This is a genomic window from Ornithinibacillus californiensis, from assembly GCF_001038485.1.
GTDB lineage: Bacteria > Bacillota > Bacilli > Bacillales > Amphibacillaceae > Ornithinibacillus > Ornithinibacillus californiensis.
The window spans coordinates 45,280-68,700 of record NZ_LDUE01000006.1 but is presented as its reverse complement, the minus strand read 5'-3'; the positions used below and the strand labels follow the sequence as shown (position 1 = coordinate 68,700).

Genomic DNA, 23,421 nt, shown 5'->3' with positions numbered 1-23,421 from the left:
TATAACTTAATTTAGTGAGCGATATGTGTAAAAATACTTACATATTTTTGAATTACCCTTTCACCGCTATGTTGAGCTCCGCATAGGCTATAGCACAACGGAAAGAGAGGAAGATGTAAATGGAGCTTACTTTAGCCCATTGGCTTTATGGTATTTTTACACTAGCTATCATTGTAACAATGATATTCCGAAAAGGTGTCGTTCTTCCGACTCTATTAGGAACATTTATTATTGCTTGGGTGTATAAGGGAAGTATTGTAGATGGATTTACAGCTATCTTTAATGCGAACTTAATAGCCGCACAAGAGCTATTTAGTATTTTCTTAATTATTACTTTCATGTTAGCATTACTAAATTCTTTAAAGGATTTAGGAGCAGACGTAAGAATGATTCAACCGATCCAAAAAATCATGGTGAATGGACATATATCGTTTTTTGTATTAGTAGGTGTAACCTATGTAATCTCATTATTCTTCTGGCCGACGCCAGCGGTACCTTTGATTTGTGCTCTACTCGTTCCTGCAGCAGTAAGAGCAGGATTACCAGCTATAACTGCTGCTGTTGCGATTGCGCTTGCAGGTCAAGGAATGGCTTTATCATCCGACTATATTGTTCAGGTCGCACCAAGTTTGTCCGCCACATCAGCGGGAATTGATGCGGGGTTAGTGGCAGATAAAGCTTTGATGTTATCAGTAGTAGCTGGTGGTATTGCGATAATCCTTGCTTACTTTATGTATCGAAAGGGAATTCGATCAAAGGAGGATCCACGTAATGAGACAGACCTAAACACTTTAAATGCCGCTGAAAACACTACCAATGAAGCTAAGACGAATAATTTATCGAGATGGAGTAAAGTGTTTGCTATATTTGTACCACTTTCCTTATTAATTGTTGTAATTTATATGATGTATAATAAGTTATTTACTAATAGTGGTGGTTTAGTAGGTGGAGATGGAGCGGCATTTGTTGGTGGTGTAGCTGTTATATTGTTACTATTATCGACAGTGGCATTTGGTAAACATCATGCCCTCGATTATATTTCAAATCATATTACGGACGGTTTTGTCTTCGCATTCAAAGCAATGGGACCGGTTATACCAATAGCAGGTTTCTTCTTTTTAGGAAGCGGAGATTTTGCAGGAAGTATTTTGGGAGTAGAGGAGGGACCTTCGTTATTATTTGGTTTGGTCGAAGCTTCGCAAGAGTTTTTACCACAAAGTGCCATACTTGCGGCGTTTAGCGTATTAATTATAGGCATTATTACCGGACTAGATGGATCAGGTTTCTCAGGATTACCGTTAACGGGTGCTCTCGCAGCATCATTGGAGACCCAAGGTATGGATACTGCTACACTTGCTGCCATTGGCCAAATGGGAGCGATATGGACTGGTGGAGGGACGATTGTAGCCTGGTCCTCACTTATTGCGATTGCAGGTTTTTGTGGTGTTTCTGTGATGGATCTAGTTCGTAAAAACTTCCTACCAGTCATCATTGGATTGTTTGTCATGACATTATTTGCAATTTTTATTCTGTAAATTTAGATAATTATCATTGGTATCCAGGTTTGCATTTGTTACAATCATACTGGAAGTAATAATATGTTGGAGGTAATATTGTGGCAAATCAAACGGTTGATATTGTAAGTGATTCCTTAAAAGCATTAGTAGATGATAAAGATTTTTTACCAGAATTAACTGGAGAGGGGAGGAATAAGGCATTTTCTTCCTTGCTTTCCATCCTCTCCACACCAGATCATGTTAATAAATCCTATCTAAGGATTGCATTAGAAGACGGTCAAGTTGTTCGAATTCCTTCTTTTCGTGTCCAACATAATAATGTACTAGGTCCCTATAAAGGTGGAATACGCTTTCACGAAACGGTTAATGAGGATGAAGTAGTTAATCTTGCTTCACTCATGACACTTAAAAATGCACTTCACGAGGTCCCTTTTGGTGGGGGAAAAGGTGGCGTAGTAATTAACCCTAGAGATTATAATGAAAAGGATCTTTATGTGATTTGTAAGAAATATGTTCAATATTTTAGTGACATTCTTGGTCCAGATAAGGATATCCCTGCACCTGATGTTGGAACAGGTGAGCGAGAAATGGACTGGATGATGGCAGAGTACAAAAGCATTAGACCTGGTGAATCTTACCTTGGTAGTTTTACCGGTAAGAGCGTGGTCAATGGAGGTTCTTTAGGTAGAAGAGAAGCGACTGGTAAAGGAGTCTACTTCACGTTTCGGTATTTATTGCATGATTTTGTCTGTGATAAAGAAAATTGGTTAGCAGAACGGGATAATATCTTTGCTAAGACAGCTCTGTCTTTAAAGGAGAAGCCATTAAAGCTAGCAATTCAAGGTTTTGGTAACGTAGGATCAGTAGCGGCATTATCCGCCTATCAGTGTAATCACCTTAATAATAAGGTTGTAGCAGTTAGTGATCGAAATGTAACATTATATAATTCCGATGGACTAGACATTCCTTCATTAGTTAAGTTTGTTTCACTAAATAAAGGGGATCTTCCTATAAGTGACGAGCAATTGAATCAAGCTGAAATTAAAGCAACTATATTAAATCGTGAAGAAATTCTTATGCTCGATGTTGATGTGTTATTTTTGGCAGCACTAGAAAACCAAATTCATCAGGAAAATATGATGAGTATTAAGGCTGAGATAATTGTCGAGGGCGCCAATGCACCGGTGACAACAGAAGCAGACGATTACTTAAGTGAAAAAGGAATAATAATTATCCCAGATATACTAGCAAATGCTGGCGGTGTCATTGTTTCCTATCTCGAGTGGCTTCAGGGAAGAGAAACTCAATTCTATAGTGAGGAAGAAGTGTTCGAAAAGTTATATGATAAAATGAAAGAGACATTTAACTCAGTGTTACCACAGTTTTTTGGGGATCCTTTTCCATTAAGGCAGAATTGTTACATTCATGCTGTAATGAAGCTTTCAATAATTCTGTATCGTCAAGGAAAGTTATATTAATATCGCATGATGAGAATAGGCTTACGTGAATAGTGTAAGCCTATCTTATTTTAGAACAGCAATAAAGGGTGTTATCACTATGGCTAGAGCAAGGAATAGAACAGCAATCGACCCTTTCTTGCTATTTCCTTTCCAAAGTGTAATTGAAAAGCCAATTGTGTAAAAGAACATTATTAGCATAACAGCCCAAATAAATAATCTCAATCTCGAATCTCCTCAATCCTCGGTAAGTCACTTTGCCTACCAAATTTACCAAGTTTTATTTGTACAGAAACATTTGTATTCATGTCTGGATAGGTTTTCATCCAGTCAAAATTCTCCCATTCAGAAAGGGTACTAAATTTTTTCCTAGCTATTAATGACCAACCAAACGGTTCTGTTTTATATTCTTCTTGAGTTTTTCTTATAAGATCTTCAATTTTTTTGGTAAGACTCTCTTGTATTGACTTTTTGAGCTTGTTTCGCTTCTCAGCATCTTTTGGATAGTCTGTCATACTATGGTTGGATAGTACCTCAATAGTTAACGGCACGATTACATCGATATTTGGCGTACCGCTTTTAAGTTTCATGTCCACTTTTAACGGGCCATTATTTTCCACGCGAATCACTATTCGATATGTTTCATCAAAGGGATCTGGTAATGTTCCTAAAAAGAACCCTGGTTTCAAGGTTGGGTTTAATAAAATTGCTAATCTAGTTTCTTCAATCGTTAACGAATCAATCATTTGTCCTTCCTTGAATACGGCTGAACCTATAAATTGGGTTGTGTTTGTCTCACCTTCAAATTGAAATTCTCCGGCAGTAATTTGGTGTGGATCCTCACCTGATTGTTGTCTTCTTTCTTTTTCGGAAGAACTGTAGATTCCTAGGAACAAATCCGCATCCGCCTCGGTTATTCGGAAAAATTGGTTTAACTCGGATTTAGGGATGGTACCATTATTAAATCCAGTATTCAATATTTTTTCAAAGTATTCATGTGGTCTTGTCTCTAGTATAGGGTTATTAGTTTGGAAAAAAGTTGCAGTATCTTCTTTTGTTACTAGAAATTTAATGTCTCTCTTAATCTCCATTGCTTTTGTTGCATCATATATCCACCTAATAAATTGTTCATCTCTTGCAAACTCTTCTGAAACTGCAATCATTCTCAGTAAATCGTAAGTAATTTGTTTAGCAATAACTGAATTTGCTAGGTTTGTTGAAGAGATAAATTCGTCTGCAACAAAAGAAATAATTTCTCTCGGTTGTTCCCCAGACCCACCCCCTTGGGCGGTTGCACCAGCTTCTGGATTCGAGATTAAATAAGTTATTTTTACCCGATTCTCCTGATCTTCAGCTTTATCAATCCCGATACCAATTACATATGCTTGTTCTTCCACTTCCTTTTGATCCCAACATCCACTGAGCCACAATAATGCTAAAAGTGAGAAGATAATTCTACCCAACTTTTTTCTTATTGGCATTTTTATACTCTCCTTTAAGTTTTGCTACTAGCCACATAAGACAAGGTAAAAAGAAAAAAAGAGGTGATACGATTAGTATTAGATTTTCTCTTAGGTTGAAGATGGCAAAAGTGGGGCTTTCTGGGATCATACCTAAGAAAACGATTGAGGTTGCTAGTGATGGAATCAAGTATTCAAAGTGCTTAATCTTAAATAAATGTCCAAAAAGAATAGCAATCACATACAAATAAATACTAAATCTTACAAAAGAAGCAATTAGCCAAAATGGTAGAAATAATGCTTCCATATTTATCATAAAACCAAAAGTAATAGTTCGTATTACTTCATGATAGGGATAATTTAGTTGCATTATAGACTGATAATCAAATAAAAATACATAACAAGCCATTGAAATACTCATATTTATGACTATTAAAATAAAAGATAACCAAGTTCCTTTTTTGAATACTTTACTATTTTTAATATATGGGTAAAAAAGAAATAGATATAGGAAGTCAGCGTATATGGATAGTTTTAATGAGCTTTCTTTCACCACTTCCCAAGTTCCAGGTCCAAAGAGAGGGAATAGGAAGGCTGTATTTCCTTGGCCAATTGTTAAGATTAATGCTAGTAATAGCGATCCTTGTAAATATGGAAATACAATCCATGCAACCGATCCGATTTGTTCAAATCCTCTGGACGCACCGTAAGCACATACAAACATTAATATTCCATAGATAATGATAGTAGGTGTCTTACTAAAATACATGGTTCCGATTATATCTGTATAAATAGCAGTGTCGATTATAACTGCAGATAGTCCCACTGCTAAAAGTAATAACAAAATAAGGAAACTAAAGAATTTACCAAATAAATGATCGGTAACCTCTGCTAAATTTTTACTCTTATAGTTAGTTACTACCTTCATCAGAAAGTAAATTGGAATAATTGCAATAAGCCCATTAATAATAGGGGTCATCCAACCAGCATTCTTAACGTTTTCAAATATTATGGAAGGGGTATCATCGGTAAGCTTTGTACCAATCATTAATAGGGCAATTGCCACATATTCTTTTATTCCAATTAACTGTTTGGATTGCTCCATATATACCCCCCTTATCGCTTTTTGATATCTTTAGGTTTTACATAACCTGGTCTTAGTATTTCTTTCTGCAACACCTTCCTAAAGATTTTATCACCAGACGAGGCGTAAAATGGTGTTAAAGGTGATAAGTATGGTACACCAAAAGACTTGATGGAAACCATATAAAAAATCCCCATGGTAAACAATGCTGTTAGACCAAAAAGTCCCATGAAACTTGCGGCAAATAGTAATAATAACCTACCTATCCTAACCGTAAAATTCATACTAATATCACCAATTGCAAAAGAGCTCAATCCTCCCAAGGCTACAATAATAACTACAATGGGACTGACAATATTTGCCTGTACTGCGGCCTGACCTAAAATAAGTGCTCCAACAATACCAATAGTGGGTCCAATAGGACTAGGAACACGCAATCCTGCTTCTCTAATCAATTCGAAGGCAAATTCCATTAAAAATACTTCCACTGCAGCAGGAAATGGGACCTTTTCTCTAGTTGCAGCAATTGCTAGTAATAGGTCCGGTGGTACCATTTCGGAATGGTAGGTAACCACTGCTACATAAACAGAAGATGTAAACAGTGTAATAAATAAAGCCATTATACGAAGAAGCCTCGTAAAATTTCCATATGGGAACCTTAAATAGTGTTCCTCCGATGTATGAAAGAAGGACCAAAATGTAGCAGGTAACACTAGTGAATCAGGTGAATTATCCATCAATAAAACAATATATCCATCCTCTATAAAAGAAGCAGCTCGATCTGGCCGTTCTGTGTATAAGACGGTAGGAAAAATTGAATATTTTCGCTCTTCGATATGTTGTTCAAGCAGACTGAGATTTTGTACAGCATCAACGTCTAGAGAGTTCACTCGGTTTTTAACATTTTGTAGTAACTTGTCATCTACAAGGTCTTTTTCATAAACGATATATAAGTCATTTCTAGATCGTTTAGAAATAATTAGTGACTCTACAACTAGACTTTCACTTTTAATTTTTTTGCGAATTAAAGATATATTAGTAGCGGCCTTTTCGTTAAATGCTTCTTTTGGTCCTTTTACGACGTTTTCATTTTGTGTTTTCTCAACTGCTCTTCCTTCGAAATTTGATGACCCAATTAAGTAAGCATGTTTTTCACCATCTACAAAGAGTGCTGTGTTTCCATTATTGATATGGGTAACTATGTCACTTATTCTAGTATTTGTTTTCATCGATTGGACGGTAATTATATCTTCCACTTGTTTAGTGGCATCGTTGTTTTGCAACAATGGACTAACAATATAGTCTTCTATCGACATTGGATTTGTGATGGTGTTGATAAAAAATATAGCTGCGTTTTTATTTATACCTGGAATATGTATGGTCCGTAAGATAACGTCTTGATTATCAGAGTAGGAATAAAGAGATTTAAATAAATTAATTGTATTTTCTAAGTTTGCATCTATGTCTGACTCTTTTAACGTATTTTTTTCATTCGATGATTGCTCGTTTTTTACCTTTTTCCTGTGAGTTTTCCTAAGTAATCTATTCAACATGAGAGTAACAACTCCAACAATCTTTTTTCTAATACGTTTCCACTTAATAGGTAAAATTATGTAGATGTACCAAAAATAAAAACCCTAATAATTTAGGGTTTAACGTAAATAAGGGGAAATATGATCAATAGCATTTTGCAATTTTTCACTATTTCTTTGATATAAGTGTTTCGTTTCTTCGTTATTAGTCGCCAAAGCAAATAATTCTAAATCAGCCTGACATTTTTTCATTGTTGCAAGTAAAAGTGGCTTCTGGGAAGGACTAGGTACAGCTAAAGTATCATCATATAAATCAACAGTTAATTGCCCATCGCTATCTACTTGACCTAAAAATACATTTTCAATACTAACATTCATTTTTTCTAATTCGGTCTCAAGCCAAGTGGGGTTAAGCGAGATATTTGCCAATGATTCGAGTAGTGGCTTGCCATCCATAATAACGGTCTGTGGTTCACGATCAGGAGCGAGATTTAATGATAAGTCTTTAGCAGTTATGGGACGATTTTCTCTCTTTGGTAATACATTTAATTTACCAGTTGGTTCAAGAACAGCAAATTCAACATCTGCTACTTTAAATATATTTCTATCACGAAGACTCTCTAGTAAGTCATCTGTAGAATAATGTTCCTTTTTCAGGTTATCTTCCATAATCTTTCCATTCTGAATTACTACACGGCTTTTACCTTGAGTGAAATCTCGGAAAGGTTTACTCTTTAAGGAAATTAATTCGACCAGATAAGGAATAATAAACCAAATAAACATCGAGATTAATGCAAAATGGATAGGACTTTCCAATGTGCTAACATGGATAGCGACTATTCCACCTAAGACAATGCCAGTAATATATTCAAAGATATTTAGGTGTGAAAGTTGCTTCATTCCAAGCCATTTTGTAAAAAAGAATAAAATAACAAGGAGGGAGAGAGCTCGAAGTATGATCTGAATCCAATCTGGCATAGCAATATATCCTTTCTATTGGTTGTATTGTGGTTCCTCTCTTGCTAACATCAAGACTTGTTTTTCTAAATCATTCTTAATTTCTGTTATCATGGCTTCAGTTTCACGATACACATTTCTCGATTTAGCTTCATTTGTTTGATTGGCCAAAATTGCTAAAGTTGCTTCAATGTTTTTAATACTCGCATAGCAGGTTTTTACTTGTGAACCAACTGTCATGGTGAACCTCCTTACTAGCCTTTTGGTTTGAAAATCAACGCACCTATGAAACCAAATATAATTGCAGCAGATATACCAGAGCTAGTTACCTCAAACATACCTGTTACCACACCAATAATGCCATGTTTCTCTGCTTCTTGCATAGCTCCATGGACTAAAGAATTACCAAAGCTAGTGATTGGTACTGTTGCACCGGCACCTGCAAAATCAATCAATGGTTCATATAATCCTAATCCATCTAAAATAGCACCAGAAACGACTAAAATACTTAATGTATGTCCGGGGGATAATTTGAAAACGTCAAACATAATTTGTCCAATAACACAAATTAATCCACCAATAACAAATGCCCAAAAAAATATCATGAACAATCACTCCAGTTCTATAGATACTGCATGTGCAATACACGGAATTGGATCTTTTTGATTTACACTTAATGGGGAGTGTAGGGCCCCTGTTGCTACAACTAGTATTTTTTCCAATTCTCCCTTTTTCATTAAATCAAGGAAATGTCCATATGTTACGACGGCTGAACATGCTGGACCACTTCCCCCGGCTAACACAGGTTGATCCTCACGATAAATAGTAAGACCACAATCAACGAATTTTTCTAAAGGAAGCTTTACATCGTTTTTCTGAAGCAAGTCGTAAGCAACCTCTCTACCAATGTGTGCTAAATCTCCTGTGATAATTAGATCATAATAGGAGGCATCAACGTTTCTTTCCGTTAAGTGTGCAATTATGGTATCAACTGCGGCGGGAGCCATAGCACCACCCATATTGAACGGATCACTCATCCCCATGTCTACAATTTTACCGATGGTTGCCGAAGTGATTCGTGGTCCATCACCTGATTTTGCTACTAGTGCACAACCAGCACCAGTAACCGTCCATTGAGCAGTAGGGGGCTTTTGACCACCGTATTCTGTTGGATACCGGAATTGCTTTTCTGCTGCAGCATTATGGCTAGAGGTACCACTAAGGATATACTCAGCACCATTGCCATTAATCATGAATGCTGATAATGCCAAACTTTCCATGGAAGTTGCACAAGCACTAAATAGTCCAAAATATGGTGAACCGATTGTTTTCGCTGCGAAGCTAGTTGGTGTAATTTGATTAATTAAATCCCCACTAATAAAAAAGGAAACTTGTTCCTTTTCAATAGGGCTGTTTTTAATAGCATATTGGCTTGCTTCTTCCATCATCATTTGCTGTGCTTTTTCAAAAGAAGCTTGTTCTAACCACATATCATCATGTAGGATATTAAAAGCGTGAGGTATTTTACCGTTTGCTTCAAATGGCCCTCCTACAGTGCCAGTAGAGATAATGACCGGTTTATTTTCAAATATCCATGTACGATGTCCGGCAAGCATTTATAATCCACCCCACGTTATGATGATTGTTTTAATTAATGCCACAACAAATGCAGAGAATACCCCGAATAAAATAACAGAACCTGCTAATTTAAACATATTACCTCCAACACCAAGTACAAAGCCTTCAGTACGATGCTCAATTGCTGCAGAAATAACTGCATTTCCAAATCCTGTTACCGGCACAGCCGATCCAGCTCCTGCAAATTGTCCAATTCTATCATAAACACCAAAGCCAGTTAAAAGCATGGTAATAAAAATTAACGTTGCTGTTGTTGGATTCCCAGCAGTCTGTTCTGTGAAATTAAAGAAGTAAATGTAAAACGTGGATATGAGCTGGCCGATAAAACATATGAATCCTCCAACAAAGAATGCTTTGAGGCAATTTTTCATGATAGGTCGTTTCACTTCTCTTTTATCTTGGAAGTCTTGGTATTTTTGTGCTTGTGGAGGTAGGTTCTTTTTCTTTTTATCTGCCATAATTACCCTTCTTTCTTTTGCTATGTCTGTTCTTTTAACAATTTACTTATGTGTTTAAGTTGTTTCTTCAATTCTTTCTTTGATATCTCATTCTTCCTAAGTTGTCCTTCTAGTTTTTCTAATTCCAGCACTATTTTTTTATCTGTTGTTAGTTCAACCGTGAGGTCTTTAAACTTTTCATCCATTTCTTTGGATAAGTCTTTATTCACCTTTTTTAAATTAAACCGTTCATGATGCGGTACTTCAATGGCAATCACAAGCAATTTATCCGTATTTACAGCTACAACTTTTGTTATATCTTCTTTTTGGGAAAGAGTTTGTTTTGCTTCATTTGAAAAATGCTGATTATAATTATTTTTTGCAGAGATTTGAGTAATATTTACGGAATTATCCTTATTTCTCTGTGACGTGCTATCATCCGAACATCCAATGATAGATACCATTAAAATAATCCCGATTATGATCGCAGATGGTTTTATATGCATGTTCTTCACCTATTTCAAAAATGATGGGTAAAGGGGAGACAAACTCCCCTTTAGTTAAAAGCCTTTATATTGTGGTTCTTCTTGTTCGATTTGTTGTACACGAGGCTCAACGCTATCTAATATGCTTTGAGTTTGTTGTGCAGCTTGCTCATATAATTGTTTTGCTTGTTTGTTTTCAGTTTGTAATGCAAACTGTTCGAAGCTAGCCTGCACACTTTTTAAGCCTGCAACTGCCTGTTTCATTTGGCTTCCTACTGTCATGTGATATCCTCCTCAAGAGTAGCGTTCTTTATAAGCATTCGTGATACATATGTGAAATATACTTGTGAGGTGTTTCCATTCACAATAAAAAAGGTGCTCCTGTTGGAACACCTTTAGTAATTTGCATATATACAAGGAAATAACCCCGTAAAATAATACCAATACCTAGTCTGGGATGACATCATATACTATTTCGTTCATCTCATTATTGGGAATATCTGCTTGTTCATGATTTGTAGGTAGAGATTCAGGTACTGAGATAGAAATTGTTTCTTCATCTATCCAATTTGCAGCAATGATTGGCCAATTAAAATCAAACATATTACTCACAATCGCATCATTTTCTAATGAGAGTACTGCCCATTCTTTTAAATCAATGACAATGATAGTGGAAAGCGGATAATCTTGTGCTGACTCCCGATTGAACTTTACAAGAACTCTTGTTTCATTTGGAGAAAGGATAAACTGTTCAAAGGTAGACAAGTCAGCAAGTAAGATACCAGTATTCTCACTACTTTGATCGAGAAGTAAGTAGGAGCATGTATTATCACATGAAAATTCAAGTAAGTAAATATCATTATCTTCTTGTTGGAACAACTTCTGAATATCCATCTGTTGAATTACGTTCTGTGGATTTTTAACTCCTTGTAAATATGCATTTAAGATTGGAACTTGTTTTAGATTAACACGTACAACTTCATTTTCTAAGGTGAATTCTATAAACTCATCAACCACTTCATCTTCTGAAACTTCTTCAATTAATTCCGGTACTTCTGCAGTTTCCTCTGGAGGAGTATCTACTTTAACAATAGCTGGTTCATCATTGGAACATGCAACGAGAAATAACATGAAGAATAACATATAGCCAAGTTTACTTTTCATATAATTTGACACTCCTGTGAATGTATAATATCTGTTACAGAATACTTTATATTATACATTATCACTAGAAACTTTATATATGAATAATTTTAAATTATAATTATTGAGTATTGTTTGGTGGTTTTTCCAATTTATTATTATTTGTGGAAGGACTAGTTTTTAACCCGTGTGCTCGTTTCATAAGTATTACAATTAATGAAATGATAATAACAATTGTAACCCATAATGAGAGCATATCATTACCTCCATTTTTTGTATTAGTATGTCCTTAGGAATTAATAGTTATCATTAGCTAAAACTTTTGGTACACTTATCTTAATAATGGAAGGAATGGGAGGGAAGAAGATGAAAACATTTTTATTAAAAGCGTTACAAATTATGGAAAGCCAAAACGAAGAAATTATTAAAACAGATATTGAATTAATAGATGGTCTTATTATTAATAGAGAAGACGATAAGAACTCTTGGCTAATTGAAGCGTTAGTTGATAAAAAACACCTTGAATGGTTTGAGGATCTTAAGGCTAGACGTGATCAGGTTATGATAGAAGTCAAAATATCAAAAATTACTAATGCACCAGCAACTTTCATCACGTCAATCGATAGTATTAACAAAATAGGGAAACATATCAACATAATATTTATGGGAACTATCGTGGATAAGAGAAAAAGTAAGATAGAAGAGATGCTTGGGGAACTAATTGAACAGGGTTATCAGGGGGAGGAATTATTAGAGAAGTTCAAGAAGTTATTATAGAAAGGCTAGACATTGTATTAGCCTAGCCTCAGATCTAATTTATTGCTTTATTTTCATATGCTTCTAACAGAAAGTCAACAATATGAACAGCTCTTACTGAATTCGATAAACCTTCACGTTCTATTCCAAGTTTCATTTGTAGGAGACAACCAGGATTAGCTGTCACGATTGTTTTTGCATCTGTTTTTATTGTTTGTTGCATCTTATAATCTAGAATTTGCATAGACATCTCTGATTCAACAATGTTGTATATCCCCGCAGAGCCACAGCATCTACTTGCATCATACATTTCTACATAGGTAACACCTTGAATGGATTGTAATAATTTTCTAGGTTCCATAAATGTTTTTTGACCATTTTTTAAGTGACAGGAATCTTGATAAGTAACTACTTGATTCTCTAAATGTAGCTCCTCTTTATGGAAGTCTAATTCTACTAGAATACTTGTTATATCTTTTATTTTTACTGAGAACTTTGCAGCACGTTCTGCCCATTCTGGTTCATCCTTTAATAAATAACCATAATCAACTAGAAACGCTCCACAACCGCCTGCATTCGTAATAATATAATCTACTTCAGCTAATTCAAAAGCTTCGATATTGTTTTTTGCCATTTCTTTTGCCTTTTCACGTTCACCGCTATGACCATGCAAGGCGCCACAACAATTTTGTGTTTCTGGAATAACAATTTCGCATCCAGCATATTGTAAAAGCTTCATTGATGCATCATTAGTTTTCATAAAGACAGTATCCATTAAACATCCTGAGAAGAAGGCAACCTTTTTCTTTTGGTTAATAAGTGCTGGTAAGTAGTGTGGTCTGTTTCTTAATTCCTTCTTCTTAGGTACTGATGGAAGAATTTTTTCCATAGTACGTAACGTTTCTGGAAAAAAGTTCATAATGCCACTTTTTCGAGCTATTTTCTGTAGTCCTGATCGCTGGTAAAATCCTAGCAAACTGGTCGCTGCAACCATCCGGTTTTGGTGAGGGAATAGATCTTGAAACACTACTTTTCGAGCGGCTTTTTCCGGAACAGACTTCTTTTTACTTTGGTATATAATATCTCTTGCTTGTTCTAATAAATGACCGTACTTAACTCCAGATGGACATACTGGCTCGCATGCTCTGCAACCCAAGCATAAATCTAGAGAGCGCTTCACATCGTCGTCAGGCTCTAGTACACCATCGACAACTGCTTTCATCATCGCAATTCTTCCTCGAGGGGAGTGAGCTTCATCCATACCAGACTCAATATAGGTAGGACAACTTGGGAGACAGAAACCGCAGCGCATGCAATTGAGCAACTCGTCATAATCCATCTTTTCCTGGAATTCTTGAGTGATTCTTTCTTTTTCTGCTGTTTTCATCATTTTTGAACCACCACTCTTTTTCGTTCTAGTTCCTCAAATACTTTTCCAGGATTCATAATGTTATTCGGGTCAAAAGCTTGTTTTATATTTCGCATTACGTCTATGCCAGCTTCTCCGACTTTAAGATGGAGATATGGCAATTTCATCGCACCGACCCCGTGCTCACCTGTAATTGTTCCACCTAATTCAATCGCTTTATGGAAAATCTCTTCAAATGCATTCTCTACGCGTTTCATTTCATCTTTATCACGAATATCTGTTAGACAAGTAGGATGTAAGTTCCCATCTCCCGCATGCCCAAACGTACAAATGGTTACTTGATGCCGTTCAGAGATTTCTTGTATTGCGCTAACCATTTTGGCAATTTCAGAACGAGGTACTGTTGCGTCCTCTAGAATGGTTGTTGGTCGTAATCGTGATAGCGCAGATAAAGCAGAGCGCCTAGCAGTTGTTAATGCATCGGCTTCTTCGCTCGATTTAGCAAGAGTAACTTCAACCGCATCATTTTCGCGACAAATGGTCGCTATTAATTCCATGTCTTTGTTAACAACAGATTCAATGCCATCTTGTTCAATTAATAGTACAGCTTTTACATTTGTCGGTAAGCCTATTTGTGCAAAATCTTCCACTGCTTTTAGAGTAGGTTGATCTAGAAATTCAAGAGTTGCTGGAATAATACGATTTGCTATAATTGCAGAAACAGATCTGGCTGCTGCATCTAAATCTTGATAAAGTACTAGCATAGTCTTTTTCGTTTCAGGCTTTGGAACAAGCTTTAATGTCGCTTCTGTTACGATTCCTAAGGTGCCTTCTGATCCAACAAATAATCTTGTCAAATCATAACCGGCAACATCTTTTGCGAGTTTGCCACCAGTACGAATGATTTCACCATTGGGTAAAACAATCTCTAATCCCATCACATAGTCACGAGTTACACCGTATTTTAAACCACGGAGCCCTCCGGAATTTTCATTAATATTTCCACCAATTTGCGATATCTTCATGGAACTAGGGTCTGGAGGATAGAATAAACCTCTTTGCTCAATAGTTTCTATAAGTGTCTGAGTAATTACTCCAGGCTGCGTCCGCACTGTTAAATTCTCTTCATCAATTTCTAGTATTCTATTAAAATGCTTCATTAGTAATACGATTCCACCATGTAATGGAGTAGTACCAGCACATAGATTAGTGCCTGAACCTCTTGGTACAATAGGTATATTATGTTCGTTGCAGAGCTTTACAATTTTTGCAACTTCTTCTGAATTTCTGGGAGATACAACTGCATCAGGCAAAGATTGAAATCCAGGTGTAGCATCATAGGAGTACGTTAATAAACTAGTTTTTGAATCTTGAAAGTTTTCCTTACCAACGATCTCAAGTAATTCTTTTTTTATATGCTCTTGTATCATAGGCATTCTCCTAAGGTTTTTTCTCTATTCTAAAACACTGGACCAATGAGTGGAATGGGTTAATCTACAAAAATATCTTAATTTATTTCTTATTATTTAGATTTTCATCTAAAAAGTATAATGCGGTGTAGAATAGTGTGATTGCATAAGTGCTTTTTGGATTTAACCCGGTTAATTGTTCAATTCGATTTAATCGATAATGTAACGTATTAATATGGATATGGAGTTCAGATGCTGTTTGTTTTAAATTCATATTGTTATTTAAATAAGATCTTAATGTAAGGAATACATTTTCTTCTTTATATAACGAAGAAAAGATTTTATCCGTAAATTCCTTCCTTATATCTGTGCTTACTTCGTCTAGACAAAACTCTAATAGTAACTCATCATAAGCAGTAATTGTACCTGGTTTCCCAAGTTTTAGAGCTTTTGTTGCTTTTTGATAGGAATCACTAATTACATATGTGTTCGTAGTTGTTCCAATCCCAATTGTTGTCGTTAAACAGAATTTAGAGGCTAGATAGGATTGAAGCGAATGAAGTTGCATGGTTAAAGTGTTTAAATCTATTGTATCTTCTTCTGTAAGAAAAATAATTCGATTATGACCCCAACGAATTGGAGTACATGTTATCTTCAAGCTTAGTAGATCAAGGATTTCATTTAATCTATCCTTATATGAACGTTCAAACGCTTCAATTTCGATAATAGAGCAACGTAATGGGAAAGATAAATGAAAATCTAAAAGCTTTCCTCTATCTATAAAATGGGTGGGTATATCGTTCATTTGAACCCATTCGAAAAAATAGGCCTCTTTTGCTCTAGATTGCCATTCTGTTTCCTGAACTAGGATGTTTTCACGGATTAATATTTCTGTCATTTTCTTCATGAGTGAGGCGAAAGGAATAATCTCGGTTGGGTTTCCAGTAATACCAATAACTCCAATTACTTTATTCTCAATGGTTATTGGTAAGTTAACTCCTGGCAGGACACCTTTCATTGTAGTTAGGTGGGACTCAGTTAGAATAGTAGTGGACTTAGTTTGAATGGTTTGTAAGGCACCTTCATGAAAATCTCCAAGTCTTGAGGAATCGGTGCTAGCTATTATTATTGCTTTATCATTAACTATAATTATTTTTTCGTGAATTAAATTTCTTGTTTCGTTAATAATCTTTTGACCTAAAGTAGGGGTTAATTCCATAATTAGTCCTCCAAACTTTTTAACAAGTCTTTCCATTTTCGTATTTTTTCGTTATAATTCTTCAAGTATCATCCACTCTATTGTATAGTGGATATGATAAATTGTCGAAAATAGAGGAAATTATTTTGAATCGTGCTATAATTATGAAGAAAGAACACCTACCTAGTTTAGGTGGTCTAAGGAGTATATAACTCATGATCTTACCAAAGTCTTTTTTACGTTGGATAAATAAATTGTCACCAGTACGGGTGATATTGTTTTTTTACTTTGTAGCTGCCGTTTTTTCTACTGCTCTTATGAGCTTACCCCAAGTATATCAGGATGGGGTAGAGGTTGAATTTATCGATAAAGTATTTACTGCTGTAAGCGCTCTAAGCGTTACAGGTTTAAGTACGATAACCATAGCTGATACCCTCAGTACATTTGGGATATTTGTATTAGCATTCATATTACAATTGGGTGCTGTGGGAGTAATGGCTATTGGGACATTTATATGGCTTCTGTTAGGGAAAAAAATCGGATTAAAGGAACGTCAATTAATTATGACCGATCAGAACCAGACGAATTTTGAAGGCATGGTTCGTTTGATTAAACAAATTATGCTAGTTCTAATCACTGTAGAAGTTATTGCCTTTTTAGTTTTAGGTACATATTTCTTGAAATACTACTCAACCCCATCAGAAGCTTATTTGCATGGCTTCTTTGGTACTATTAGTGCTGTAACTAATGGTGGGTTCGATATTACAGGTGAGTCCCTTATACCTTATAGACATGATTACTTTATCCAGTTTATTAACATACTGCTAATCATTTTTGGTGCTATTGGATTCCCGGTTTTAATAGAGGTTAAGAACTTTTTATTTTCACGTCAACATAATCGTATGTTCTTGCATTTTAGTTTGTTTACTAAGGTTACAACATTAACGTTTGCAATTCTAATAGTAGTAGGAACAATCGTAATATATCTATTGGATATGAACCAATACTTTGTAGGGAAAAGTTGGCATGAGTCACTTTTTTATTCTTTATTCCAATCCGTAACTACCAGAAGTGGTGGGCTTTCAACGATGGATGTTAGTGAGCTTTCGGAATCAAATCATTTATGGATGTCATTTCTAATGTTTATTGGAGCATCACCAAGTAGTGCTGGTGGGGGAATACGTACGACTACTTTTGCACTTGCGGTTATATTTATCATTACATATGCAAGAGGGGGAAGTAGTATACGAATTTTTAGAAGAGAGGTACATGAAGAGGACCTACTGAAAGCCGTTACCGTCACCTTAATGGCAATATTTATGGTATTTGTTTCTGTATTATTCATTACTACTTATGAGCCTTTTTCCATCACAGAGATTATGTTTGAGGTGACCTCCGCTTTTGGTACCGTAGGATTATCCTTAGGCATAACATCAGAGCTATCTACTATAACAAAGATAATATTAATGCTCCTGATGTTCATTGGAAGAGTTGGGATTATTACCTTTTTGTTCATGTTTAAGAAAACGAAAAAAACTGGGCAATATCATTATCCAAAGGAACGAATTAGTATCGGTTAAAAATAGATTGCGAGTGAGGAGAATTCTTTATGCATAACGAACAAATTAGTTTTCCTTTAAATGTTCAGCTCTTGTCCTTTTTTACAGAACCCATTTTATTTGTCAAAGATAATGGGACAATTATTGAAGGGAACGACGAAGCGTATTCCATTTTGAATATCAATAAAACTAGCGGTAATTCAATTGCAGATTATATTGATTTTCATTTATTAAAGGAATCAACTCAAACTCACTTGTTAATGGAAATGAAAAAGGGAAATGGTAAGATATTAGAAGTAAAGTCGCTTCAGATATCAGGAGACTTATATTGCTTAATTGTAAATGAATTGTCTTTACAAAATAGGGCAGATGAGTTGAAACGCTATTTTAATCAAATATCTAATAATTCAACTGAAGGAATTGTCCTCTATACCAATTCAATCATATTAGACTGTGATGAGACCTTTGCTACGATGTTTAGTTATACAAAGGAAGAAATGTTAGATATTACGATGGACCAGCTAATCGAATCCAAAAGTTATAAAAAATTAAAAAATGATGATCGAGAGGTAATAGACGGGGTATTAGAGCTGAAGGGAGTACGTAAGGATGGTACAAGCTTCTATATTGAGATGGTTGAATACCCTTATTATAAGAATGGGAAGATAGTTCGTGCAGCAAGTGTGAAAGATATCACCGAAAGAATAGAGAATGAAAACAAAATCGAATATATGGCTTATTACGACGAATTGACCGATTTACCTAATCGCAATTTCTTTAATAAAGTTTTAAAAGAGGCCATTGTACAGGCGGAGGAAGCGGGGGAGCAGCTTGCAGTTTTCTTTCTAGATATCGATTATTTTAAAGAGATAAATGATACGCTAGGTTATTCTTTTGGGGATAAGCTATTACAAGCTTGTGCAGGCCGGTTAAAGTCATTCCTGCAAATGGATACATTTATTGCTAGAATGAGCGGAGATGAGTTTTTAATTCTACAGCGGAATACTACAAAGGCAGATGCAACTGAACTAGCAGAAAAGTTAATTTCTGAATTCGAGAAACCAATCACGATCGATGATTATGAAATTTATACAACAGTTAGTATAGGTATTAGTATATACCCTGACAATGGTAACAGTGTTTCTGACTTAATCAAACATGCAGATTCTGCAATGTATGTGATTAAAGAGAAGCATCGAAACTATTATAATTTATTTGAATCGTCTATTTCTGAAAATTTCAGAACCATGTTAACGATGGAAACAGAAATGAGGAAGGCGCTTAAGGATGGACAGTTTGAACTTCATTATCAACCACAAAAGGATCTAATGAAGAATGAGGTAGTTGGTTTAGAGGCATTAATTCGTTGGAATCATCCTGAAAGAGGGTATATAAGTCCGATAGAATTTATTCCTTTGGCTGAGAAGACTGGTCTTATCATTGATATTGGAGATTGGGTGTTATCAGAAGCTTGTCGGCAAAATAAAGAGTGGCAGGATAAGGGATTCACGCCAATTACGGTAAGTGTTAATTTATCAGCGAAGCAATTTCATCAACGTAATTTAGTGGAAAAGGTTAACGATATATTAGATGAAACAGGGTTAGATCCTCATTATTTAGAATTAGAAATAACAGAGAGAATGGCTATGTCTAATGAGGAAGAAATTCTAGAGACTTTGTATGCACTTAGAGAACTAGGGGTACTTGTTTCTATCGATGATTTTGGGACAGGTTACTCATCATTTAAATATCTTAGTGTGTTTCCGATTACCAAGTTAAAGATTGATAGGATGTTCCTAAATGAACAACAAAAGCAAAATCAAGCTATTGTTAAATCGATTATTCATATGTCGCATTCTTTAAATATGAAGGTCATAGCTGAAGGAGTAGAAACGATTGAACAATTAGATTTCCTCACAAGTGAACGATGTGACGAGATGCAAGGATACCTTTTCAGTAAGCCATTACCACCTAAAGAATTAACAAAGTTTTTAGCATAGACTATAAATAATAAGGACAGAAGCTCTGATTTGTTGGGCTTCTGTCCTTATTAATCTTATTATTCATTCGTATTGTTAACATAATCAATACCAATAATTTTTAATTGATCATTTTCATATCCAATATTGAATTTATATTGAATGTTTTCTTTAATTTGTTCTTCTTCGTTTGGTTGATTCTTTGTCAGTACAATATCTACTAGTACGGAAGCATGATTATTATCACCAATTAATGTGGATTGATGGGTATATTCTACATCTAATACTTGTATATAGTCTTCTCTAAAGCTAGAGTATGAATTGGTTGATTGAAGGGAATCACCTAACAAAGAGTAAGCTGCTACATAATCCCGGATAATAATACTGTCTAAAAAGTATTCCATTACATATTCAGCGTCCTGCATAATTTCCTCAGGGTCAATAGAATTCATTAAGTCTTCTGTGCTAGTGAAGGTTAACTGACTATTCTGTGCTTCATTAGACCATGTCTCAATATCTTGTATAACATCGATTATCGGAATACTAAATCCGATAGTACCATCCTCTGTTCCTACAGAATTAATTCCTATAACTTTTCCAGTATTTCGGTTAATTAAAGGTCCACCACTATTTCCATGCGTAATTGGTGCTGATATTTGATAGGCGTTATTATAGTCATAACCATCCACAGTGAAATTTCGTTCTGAACCGGAGATTATTCCAAGTGTAACGGTGTTTTGAAATCCATGAGGGCTTCCTAAAGCAATCACTTCATCTCCAATTTCTGCAAGGGCATCTGTATCCATAGCAAGACCGCTCATTCCCGCGAGCTGTGGGACTCTAATTACTGCAATATCCGTCTTGTCACCGATACCTATGACTGCAGCAGGATAAACTCTTGCATTCGCAGTTCTAACATAGATTGTCTCTGCATTTTGAATGACATGAGCATTCGTTATAATATCACCTTTTTCATTGTAAAGAAATCCTGAACCAGTTAATGTTTGATACTCATTCTTAGCTTCTATTTGTACTACGTTTTTTTCTGCTTCATGGACAATTGTCTTCAGATTAACTGTTTCGGATTCAGATTGTACTTTTTTAATAATAGGATTATTGATTAACACATTTTCGGACTGCCAACTGAAGTACATAAATAGAAGGCTAGCAATACCAACGACACTAATGATTATAGAAACGATAATTGGAAACTTTTTTTTCTTTTGTAACATAATTTCAACTCCAGAGATTACTTAATAATTTGTATACCAGGTAATCTTCTTGACGTTAATATCAATTGATTCAACCTCTTGACTAATATCATAATGAGTAAATTCGAATTTTCCATTCTCATTCGGATAAAGTGTATCTGGATATACATAAACGCTATTCGAAAGAAATTCTGTATCGTTCGTTAGTAGAGTGTATTCTACAAGAACAGAACTAATAGGGATTGTTGCGACACTTTTGACTTCACCTTTCACAACTAAATTACCTTGATCATCATTTTCAAGTTGTACAGAGACTACTTCTATAGCGTCAGTTTCATTCATCTCCCGCTCTTCTTCAGCCGTATCGATTGCCTGTTGAATGCGTTGCTGTTGTGTAATCTCAAAGGACACCTTTTCTTTTTCAATGGTTGTTTTAAGACTTAATAATTTCTCTGCATTAGGTGCGTATTTTAATCCATCATCTACAATAAACAGAGCATCACTGAACTGTTTTTCTGAAAGCTTTTCACTTGCCTTTGAATAGGTGAAATCAACAATTTGGCTACGTATATTTTCAGTGATTTGAGTTGCCTCATTACTTTTAATAGCATCTGCTTCCCAAAGCAGTACTTTTAGTTCGTCAACAGTTGGTTTAAGAGAGAGTAAGCTTTTTAACTGCTCGATTTTAACTTTATTTCGATGAATTACAATATCATCCACCAAGTTAGTCGTAGCAGCACCATCGAAATTTTTTAAGGAAGCTTCCGCATCGTTAATTAGTGATAGGGCAGTTTGGAAGTCTTTATTTTTTAATTCCTCATTTGCCTTTTCTAAGAGTTCTTTTATAGAAAATGACTTTTGTATGAACTCAAGTGCTATTTGTCCTTGTTTGAAATTAGGCTTTTCATCCATAGCATTTGTAAAATATTTTTTTGCGGTATCGTAATCTCCAACTGCTAGACTTTTTTCACCTAGTTCGTAGTATTTTTTAGCTTGTACGGATTGACTTTGTAGGAAACTATGGAATAAATTTACTGCAAGTAAAATGATTACAAGTGTTAAGAAAGGGATGAACCATAATCTATTAAACTTTTTTTCTGTTTTAGTACGCAGATGGATGTCTTTAGGAAGTTCTTCACCGCAGCTAACACAATACGCTTCTTCTTCTTTAACTAATGAGCCGCAATATGGACAATGTAACAAGTTTTCACCCTCTTCCTAAATTCGATAAATCTCGTCAATAAATTTACTTATATCTTAACATATTTCTCTTTATTTAGGGACTTAATGTGGTATGATATATAAGGTTATAAGTATTTTTTTAAAATAGTGAAATGATACATATATTAATGCTAGGAGGTGGCACATCATGTTTGAATTTGAAGCAGCTTTTGGCGTACTTTGCTTTGTAATCCTTTTATTTTTTATCGGTAGTTTTGTTTGGGATAATGAAAAATAATTAAGAAAAGCGCAGGGCGCCCGGAGCTAGACATCTCTGGATTTTATACCTTCTTTTCTTAAATTAAAAAGGGTTGTCTTCTAGAGTGATTTCTAAAAGACAACCCCATTTGTATGTTTATCTAGTTTTAGCCATTTCACCAAAAGGGTAAAAAACAAACTCAGATTTTCCAATAATCTCATCTTCCATGATAAATCCTAATCCATTTCTTGAATCTTTACTAATCGATCGGTTATCCCCCATGACGAAATATCTTCCATTAGGCACTTTAATCGGTCCGTAATTTCCGGTATGATTTTTAGCATCTTCTGTTAAAAAACGTTGGTCATACAATACATTATTGATATAAAGATTATGATTTCTAATTTCAATTGTTTCACCAGGTAAGCCAATTACTCGCTTTACGTAATTTTTCTCTGGACGATGAATGATGACAATGTCTCCTCTTTCAGGTTCATCAATTATGTAAACTAATTTGTTGAATATAACTCGTTCACCATCCTGAAGAGCTGGATCCATACTATCTCCTTCCACTATGGAAGTAGCAAAAATAAAAGTTCGTAGTAAAAATGCTAGAATGATGGCTATAACAATAGCTTTTCCCCATTCTACCCATTCATTTTTTTCGTTAACTTCGGCCAAAGAAGACATTCCTTTCATCATACAAAGTACATATAGTTATTTATTTATAGTATAACAAGAAAAATGTTATATAAGTGTTAAAAATTTAGGTAAAGATAAATTCTTTGTTAGAAGATGTTTATCTATGCT

At 35.1% G+C, this 23,421-nt stretch carries 24 protein-coding genes; 5 read left to right on the top strand and 19 right to left on the bottom strand.

Annotated features, from left to right (window positions below):
* Positions 1 to 119: 119 nt before the first annotated feature.
* Positions 120 to 1,535 carry a hypothetical protein gene (locus tag TE34_RS01110; RefSeq protein ID WP_047982985.1) on the top strand — a complete coding sequence of 472 codons (1,416 nt, stop codon included), beginning with the start codon at positions 120 to 122 and terminating at the stop codon, positions 1,533 to 1,535.
* 80 nt (positions 1,536 to 1,615) lie between these two features.
* A complete protein-coding gene (locus tag TE34_RS01105) occupies positions 1,616 to 2,995 on the top strand; it encodes a Glu/Leu/Phe/Val family dehydrogenase (protein WP_047982984.1) in 1,380 nt (459 codons plus the stop codon).
* A gap of 45 nt (positions 2,996 to 3,040) precedes the next feature.
* Here the strand turns inward: TE34_RS01105 and TE34_RS20895 are convergent, their stop codons facing one another.
* From TE34_RS20895 to TE34_RS21565, 13 genes are all read right to left on the bottom strand, one after another.
* Complete coding sequence (locus TE34_RS20895; RefSeq protein WP_157037555.1) at positions 3,041 to 3,199, bottom strand: hypothetical protein; 159 nt, start codon at positions 3,197 to 3,199, stop codon at positions 3,041 to 3,043.
* Positions 3,196 to 4,455 (bottom strand): Ger(x)C family spore germination protein, encoded by a 1,260-nt coding sequence (locus tag TE34_RS01100; RefSeq protein WP_047982983.1) that lies wholly within the window; start codon positions 4,453 to 4,455, stop codon positions 3,196 to 3,198. Before TE34_RS01100 ends, TE34_RS20895 begins: the two co-directional genes overlap by 4 nt.
* Positions 4,430 to 5,539, bottom strand: coding sequence for a GerAB/ArcD/ProY family transporter (locus tag TE34_RS01095; RefSeq protein ID WP_047982982.1), 1,110 nt, complete (start codon positions 5,537 to 5,539; stop codon positions 4,430 to 4,432). The genes TE34_RS01100 and TE34_RS01095 overlap by 26 nt, the downstream gene beginning before the upstream one ends.
* A gap of 11 nt (positions 5,540 to 5,550) precedes the next feature.
* Complete coding sequence (locus TE34_RS01090; RefSeq protein ID WP_047982981.1) at positions 5,551 to 7,071, bottom strand: spore germination protein; 1,521 nt, start codon at positions 7,069 to 7,071, stop codon at positions 5,551 to 5,553.
* A 99-nt stretch (positions 7,072 to 7,170) separates the two neighbouring features.
* Complete coding sequence (locus tag TE34_RS01085; RefSeq protein ID WP_047982980.1) at positions 7,171 to 8,028, bottom strand: DUF421 domain-containing protein; 858 nt, start codon at positions 8,026 to 8,028, stop codon at positions 7,171 to 7,173.
* 15 nt (positions 8,029 to 8,043) lie between these two features.
* Complete coding sequence (locus TE34_RS01080) at positions 8,044 to 8,247, bottom strand: DUF1657 domain-containing protein (protein WP_047982979.1); 204 nt, start codon at positions 8,245 to 8,247, stop codon at positions 8,044 to 8,046.
* A gap of 14 nt (positions 8,248 to 8,261) precedes the next feature.
* Complete coding sequence (spoVAE, locus tag TE34_RS01075) at positions 8,262 to 8,612, bottom strand: stage V sporulation protein AE (RefSeq protein WP_047982978.1); 351 nt, start codon at positions 8,610 to 8,612, stop codon at positions 8,262 to 8,264.
* Between the two features lie 6 nt (positions 8,613 to 8,618).
* Positions 8,619 to 9,623, bottom strand: a complete 1,005-nt coding sequence (gene spoVAD, locus TE34_RS01070) for a stage V sporulation protein AD (RefSeq protein ID WP_047982977.1) — start codon at positions 9,621 to 9,623, stop codon at positions 8,619 to 8,621.
* A complete protein-coding gene (gene spoVAC / locus TE34_RS01065) occupies positions 9,624 to 10,103 on the bottom strand; it encodes a stage V sporulation protein AC (RefSeq protein ID WP_047982976.1) in 480 nt (159 codons plus the stop codon).
* A gap of 20 nt (positions 10,104 to 10,123) precedes the next feature.
* Positions 10,124 to 10,588 (bottom strand): hypothetical protein, encoded by a 465-nt coding sequence (locus TE34_RS01060; protein WP_053074927.1) that lies wholly within the window; start codon positions 10,586 to 10,588, stop codon positions 10,124 to 10,126.
* A gap of 54 nt (positions 10,589 to 10,642) precedes the next feature.
* Complete coding sequence (locus TE34_RS01055) at positions 10,643 to 10,849, bottom strand: DUF1657 domain-containing protein (protein ID WP_047982975.1); 207 nt, start codon at positions 10,847 to 10,849, stop codon at positions 10,643 to 10,645.
* 165 nt (positions 10,850 to 11,014) lie between these two features.
* Positions 11,015 to 11,731 carry a hypothetical protein gene (locus tag TE34_RS01050; protein WP_053074926.1) on the bottom strand — a complete coding sequence of 239 codons (717 nt, stop codon included), beginning with the start codon at positions 11,729 to 11,731 and terminating at the stop codon, positions 11,015 to 11,017.
* A 100-nt stretch (positions 11,732 to 11,831) separates the two neighbouring features.
* Entirely contained in the window at positions 11,832 to 11,966 is a 135-nt protein-coding gene (locus TE34_RS21565; protein WP_269083139.1) for a hypothetical protein, read from the bottom strand.
* Positions 11,967 to 12,076: 110 nt separating this feature from the next.
* Between TE34_RS21565 and TE34_RS01045 the strand changes: the two genes are divergently transcribed.
* Positions 12,077 to 12,487 (top strand): YwpF family protein, encoded by a 411-nt coding sequence (locus TE34_RS01045; RefSeq protein WP_047982974.1) that lies wholly within the window; start codon positions 12,077 to 12,079, stop codon positions 12,485 to 12,487.
* A gap of 34 nt (positions 12,488 to 12,521) precedes the next feature.
* Here TE34_RS01045 and TE34_RS01040 read toward each other — a convergent pair whose 3' ends face one another.
* The 3 genes from TE34_RS01040 to TE34_RS01030 all read right to left on the bottom strand — a co-directional run bounded on the left by TE34_RS01040 (position 12,522) and on the right by TE34_RS01030 (position 16,463).
* Positions 12,522 to 13,853: a (Fe-S)-binding protein gene (locus tag TE34_RS01040; RefSeq protein WP_047983018.1), complete on the bottom strand. Its 1,332-nt coding sequence runs from the start codon at positions 13,851 to 13,853 to the stop codon at positions 12,522 to 12,524.
* On the bottom strand, positions 13,853 to 15,265 hold the full coding sequence (gene glcD, locus TE34_RS01035; protein ID WP_047982973.1) for a glycolate oxidase subunit GlcD: 1,413 nt from the start codon (positions 15,263 to 15,265) through the stop codon (positions 13,853 to 13,855). The genes TE34_RS01040 and glcD overlap by 1 nt, the downstream gene beginning before the upstream one ends.
* An 82-nt stretch (positions 15,266 to 15,347) precedes the next feature.
* A complete protein-coding gene (locus TE34_RS01030; protein WP_047982972.1) occupies positions 15,348 to 16,463 on the bottom strand; it encodes a CdaR family transcriptional regulator in 1,116 nt (371 codons plus the stop codon).
* A 194-nt stretch (positions 16,464 to 16,657) separates the two neighbouring features.
* Between TE34_RS01030 and TE34_RS01025 the strand changes: the two genes are divergently transcribed.
* Together TE34_RS01025 and TE34_RS01020 are read left to right on the top strand one after the other, a co-directional pair.
* Positions 16,658 to 18,022, top strand: a complete 1,365-nt coding sequence (locus TE34_RS01025) for a TrkH family potassium uptake protein (protein WP_047982971.1) — start codon at positions 16,658 to 16,660, stop codon at positions 18,020 to 18,022.
* A 29-nt stretch (positions 18,023 to 18,051) separates the two neighbouring features.
* Positions 18,052 to 20,001, top strand: coding sequence for a sensor domain-containing protein (locus TE34_RS01020; protein WP_053074925.1), 1,950 nt, complete (start codon positions 18,052 to 18,054; stop codon positions 19,999 to 20,001).
* A gap of 59 nt (positions 20,002 to 20,060) precedes the next feature.
* Here TE34_RS01020 and TE34_RS01015 read toward each other — a convergent pair whose 3' ends face one another.
* From TE34_RS01015 to lepB, 3 genes are all read right to left on the bottom strand, one after another.
* Positions 20,061 to 21,212 carry a S1C family serine protease gene (locus TE34_RS01015; protein ID WP_047982970.1) on the bottom strand — a complete coding sequence of 384 codons (1,152 nt, stop codon included), beginning with the start codon at positions 21,210 to 21,212 and terminating at the stop codon, positions 20,061 to 20,063.
* 21 nt (positions 21,213 to 21,233) lie between these two features.
* Complete coding sequence (locus tag TE34_RS01010; protein WP_047982969.1) at positions 21,234 to 22,394, bottom strand: hypothetical protein; 1,161 nt, start codon at positions 22,392 to 22,394, stop codon at positions 21,234 to 21,236.
* A gap of 373 nt (positions 22,395 to 22,767) precedes the next feature.
* Positions 22,768 to 23,301, bottom strand: coding sequence for a signal peptidase I (gene lepB, locus TE34_RS01005; protein ID WP_047982968.1), 534 nt, complete (start codon positions 23,299 to 23,301; stop codon positions 22,768 to 22,770).
* Positions 23,302 to 23,421: the final 120 nt, after the last annotated feature.

Coding starts and splice junctions, on each gene's coding strand:
- TE34_RS01110 (WP_047982985.1), top strand. CDS start 120: ATGGAGCTTACTTTAGCCCATTGGCTTTATGGTATTTTTACACTAGCT.
- spoVAE (WP_047982978.1), bottom strand. CDS start 8,612: ATGATATTTTTTTGGGCATTTGTTATTGGTGGATTAATTTGTGTTATT.
- TE34_RS01100 (WP_047982983.1), bottom strand. CDS start 4,455: ATGCCAATAAGAAAAAAGTTGGGTAGAATTATCTTCTCACTTTTAGCA.
- glcD (WP_047982973.1), bottom strand. CDS start 15,265: ATGATACAAGAGCATATAAAAAAAGAATTACTTGAGATCGTTGGTAAG.
- TE34_RS01050 (WP_053074926.1), bottom strand. CDS start 11,731: ATGAAAAGTAAACTTGGCTATATGTTATTCTTCATGTTATTTCTCGTT.
- TE34_RS21565 (WP_269083139.1), bottom strand. CDS start 11,966: ATGCTCTCATTATGGGTTACAATTGTTATTATCATTTCATTAATTGTA.
- TE34_RS01040 (WP_047983018.1), bottom strand. CDS start 13,853: ATGAAAACAGCAGAAAAAGAAAGAATCACTCAAGAATTCCAGGAAAAG.
- lepB (WP_047982968.1), bottom strand. CDS start 23,301: ATGTCTTCTTTGGCCGAAGTTAACGAAAAAAATGAATGGGTAGAATGG.
- TE34_RS01095 (WP_047982982.1), bottom strand. CDS start 5,539: ATGGAGCAATCCAAACAGTTAATTGGAATAAAAGAATATGTGGCAATT.
- TE34_RS01015 (WP_047982970.1), bottom strand. CDS start 21,212: ATGTTACAAAAGAAAAAAAAGTTTCCAATTATCGTTTCTATAATCATT.
- TE34_RS01085 (WP_047982980.1), bottom strand. CDS start 8,028: ATGCCAGATTGGATTCAGATCATACTTCGAGCTCTCTCCCTCCTTGTT.
- spoVAD (WP_047982977.1), bottom strand. CDS start 9,623: ATGCTTGCCGGACATCGTACATGGATATTTGAAAATAAACCGGTCATT.
- TE34_RS01080 (WP_047982979.1), bottom strand. CDS start 8,247: ATGACAGTTGGTTCACAAGTAAAAACCTGCTATGCGAGTATTAAAAAC.
- TE34_RS01020 (WP_053074925.1), top strand. CDS start 18,052: ATGCATAACGAACAAATTAGTTTTCCTTTAAATGTTCAGCTCTTGTCC.
- TE34_RS01060 (WP_053074927.1), bottom strand. CDS start 10,588: ATGCATATAAAACCATCTGCGATCATAATCGGGATTATTTTAATGGTA.
- TE34_RS01055 (WP_047982975.1), bottom strand. CDS start 10,849: ATGACAGTAGGAAGCCAAATGAAACAGGCAGTTGCAGGCTTAAAAAGT.
- TE34_RS01090 (WP_047982981.1), bottom strand. CDS start 7,071: ATGTTGAATAGATTACTTAGGAAAACTCACAGGAAAAAGGTAAAAAAC.
- TE34_RS01025 (WP_047982971.1), top strand. CDS start 16,658: ATGATCTTACCAAAGTCTTTTTTACGTTGGATAAATAAATTGTCACCA.
- spoVAC (WP_047982976.1), bottom strand. CDS start 10,103: ATGGCAGATAAAAAGAAAAAGAACCTACCTCCACAAGCACAAAAATAC.
- TE34_RS01045 (WP_047982974.1), top strand. CDS start 12,077: ATGAAAACATTTTTATTAAAAGCGTTACAAATTATGGAAAGCCAAAAC.
- TE34_RS01030 (WP_047982972.1), bottom strand. CDS start 16,463: ATGGAATTAACCCCTACTTTAGGTCAAAAGATTATTAACGAAACAAGA.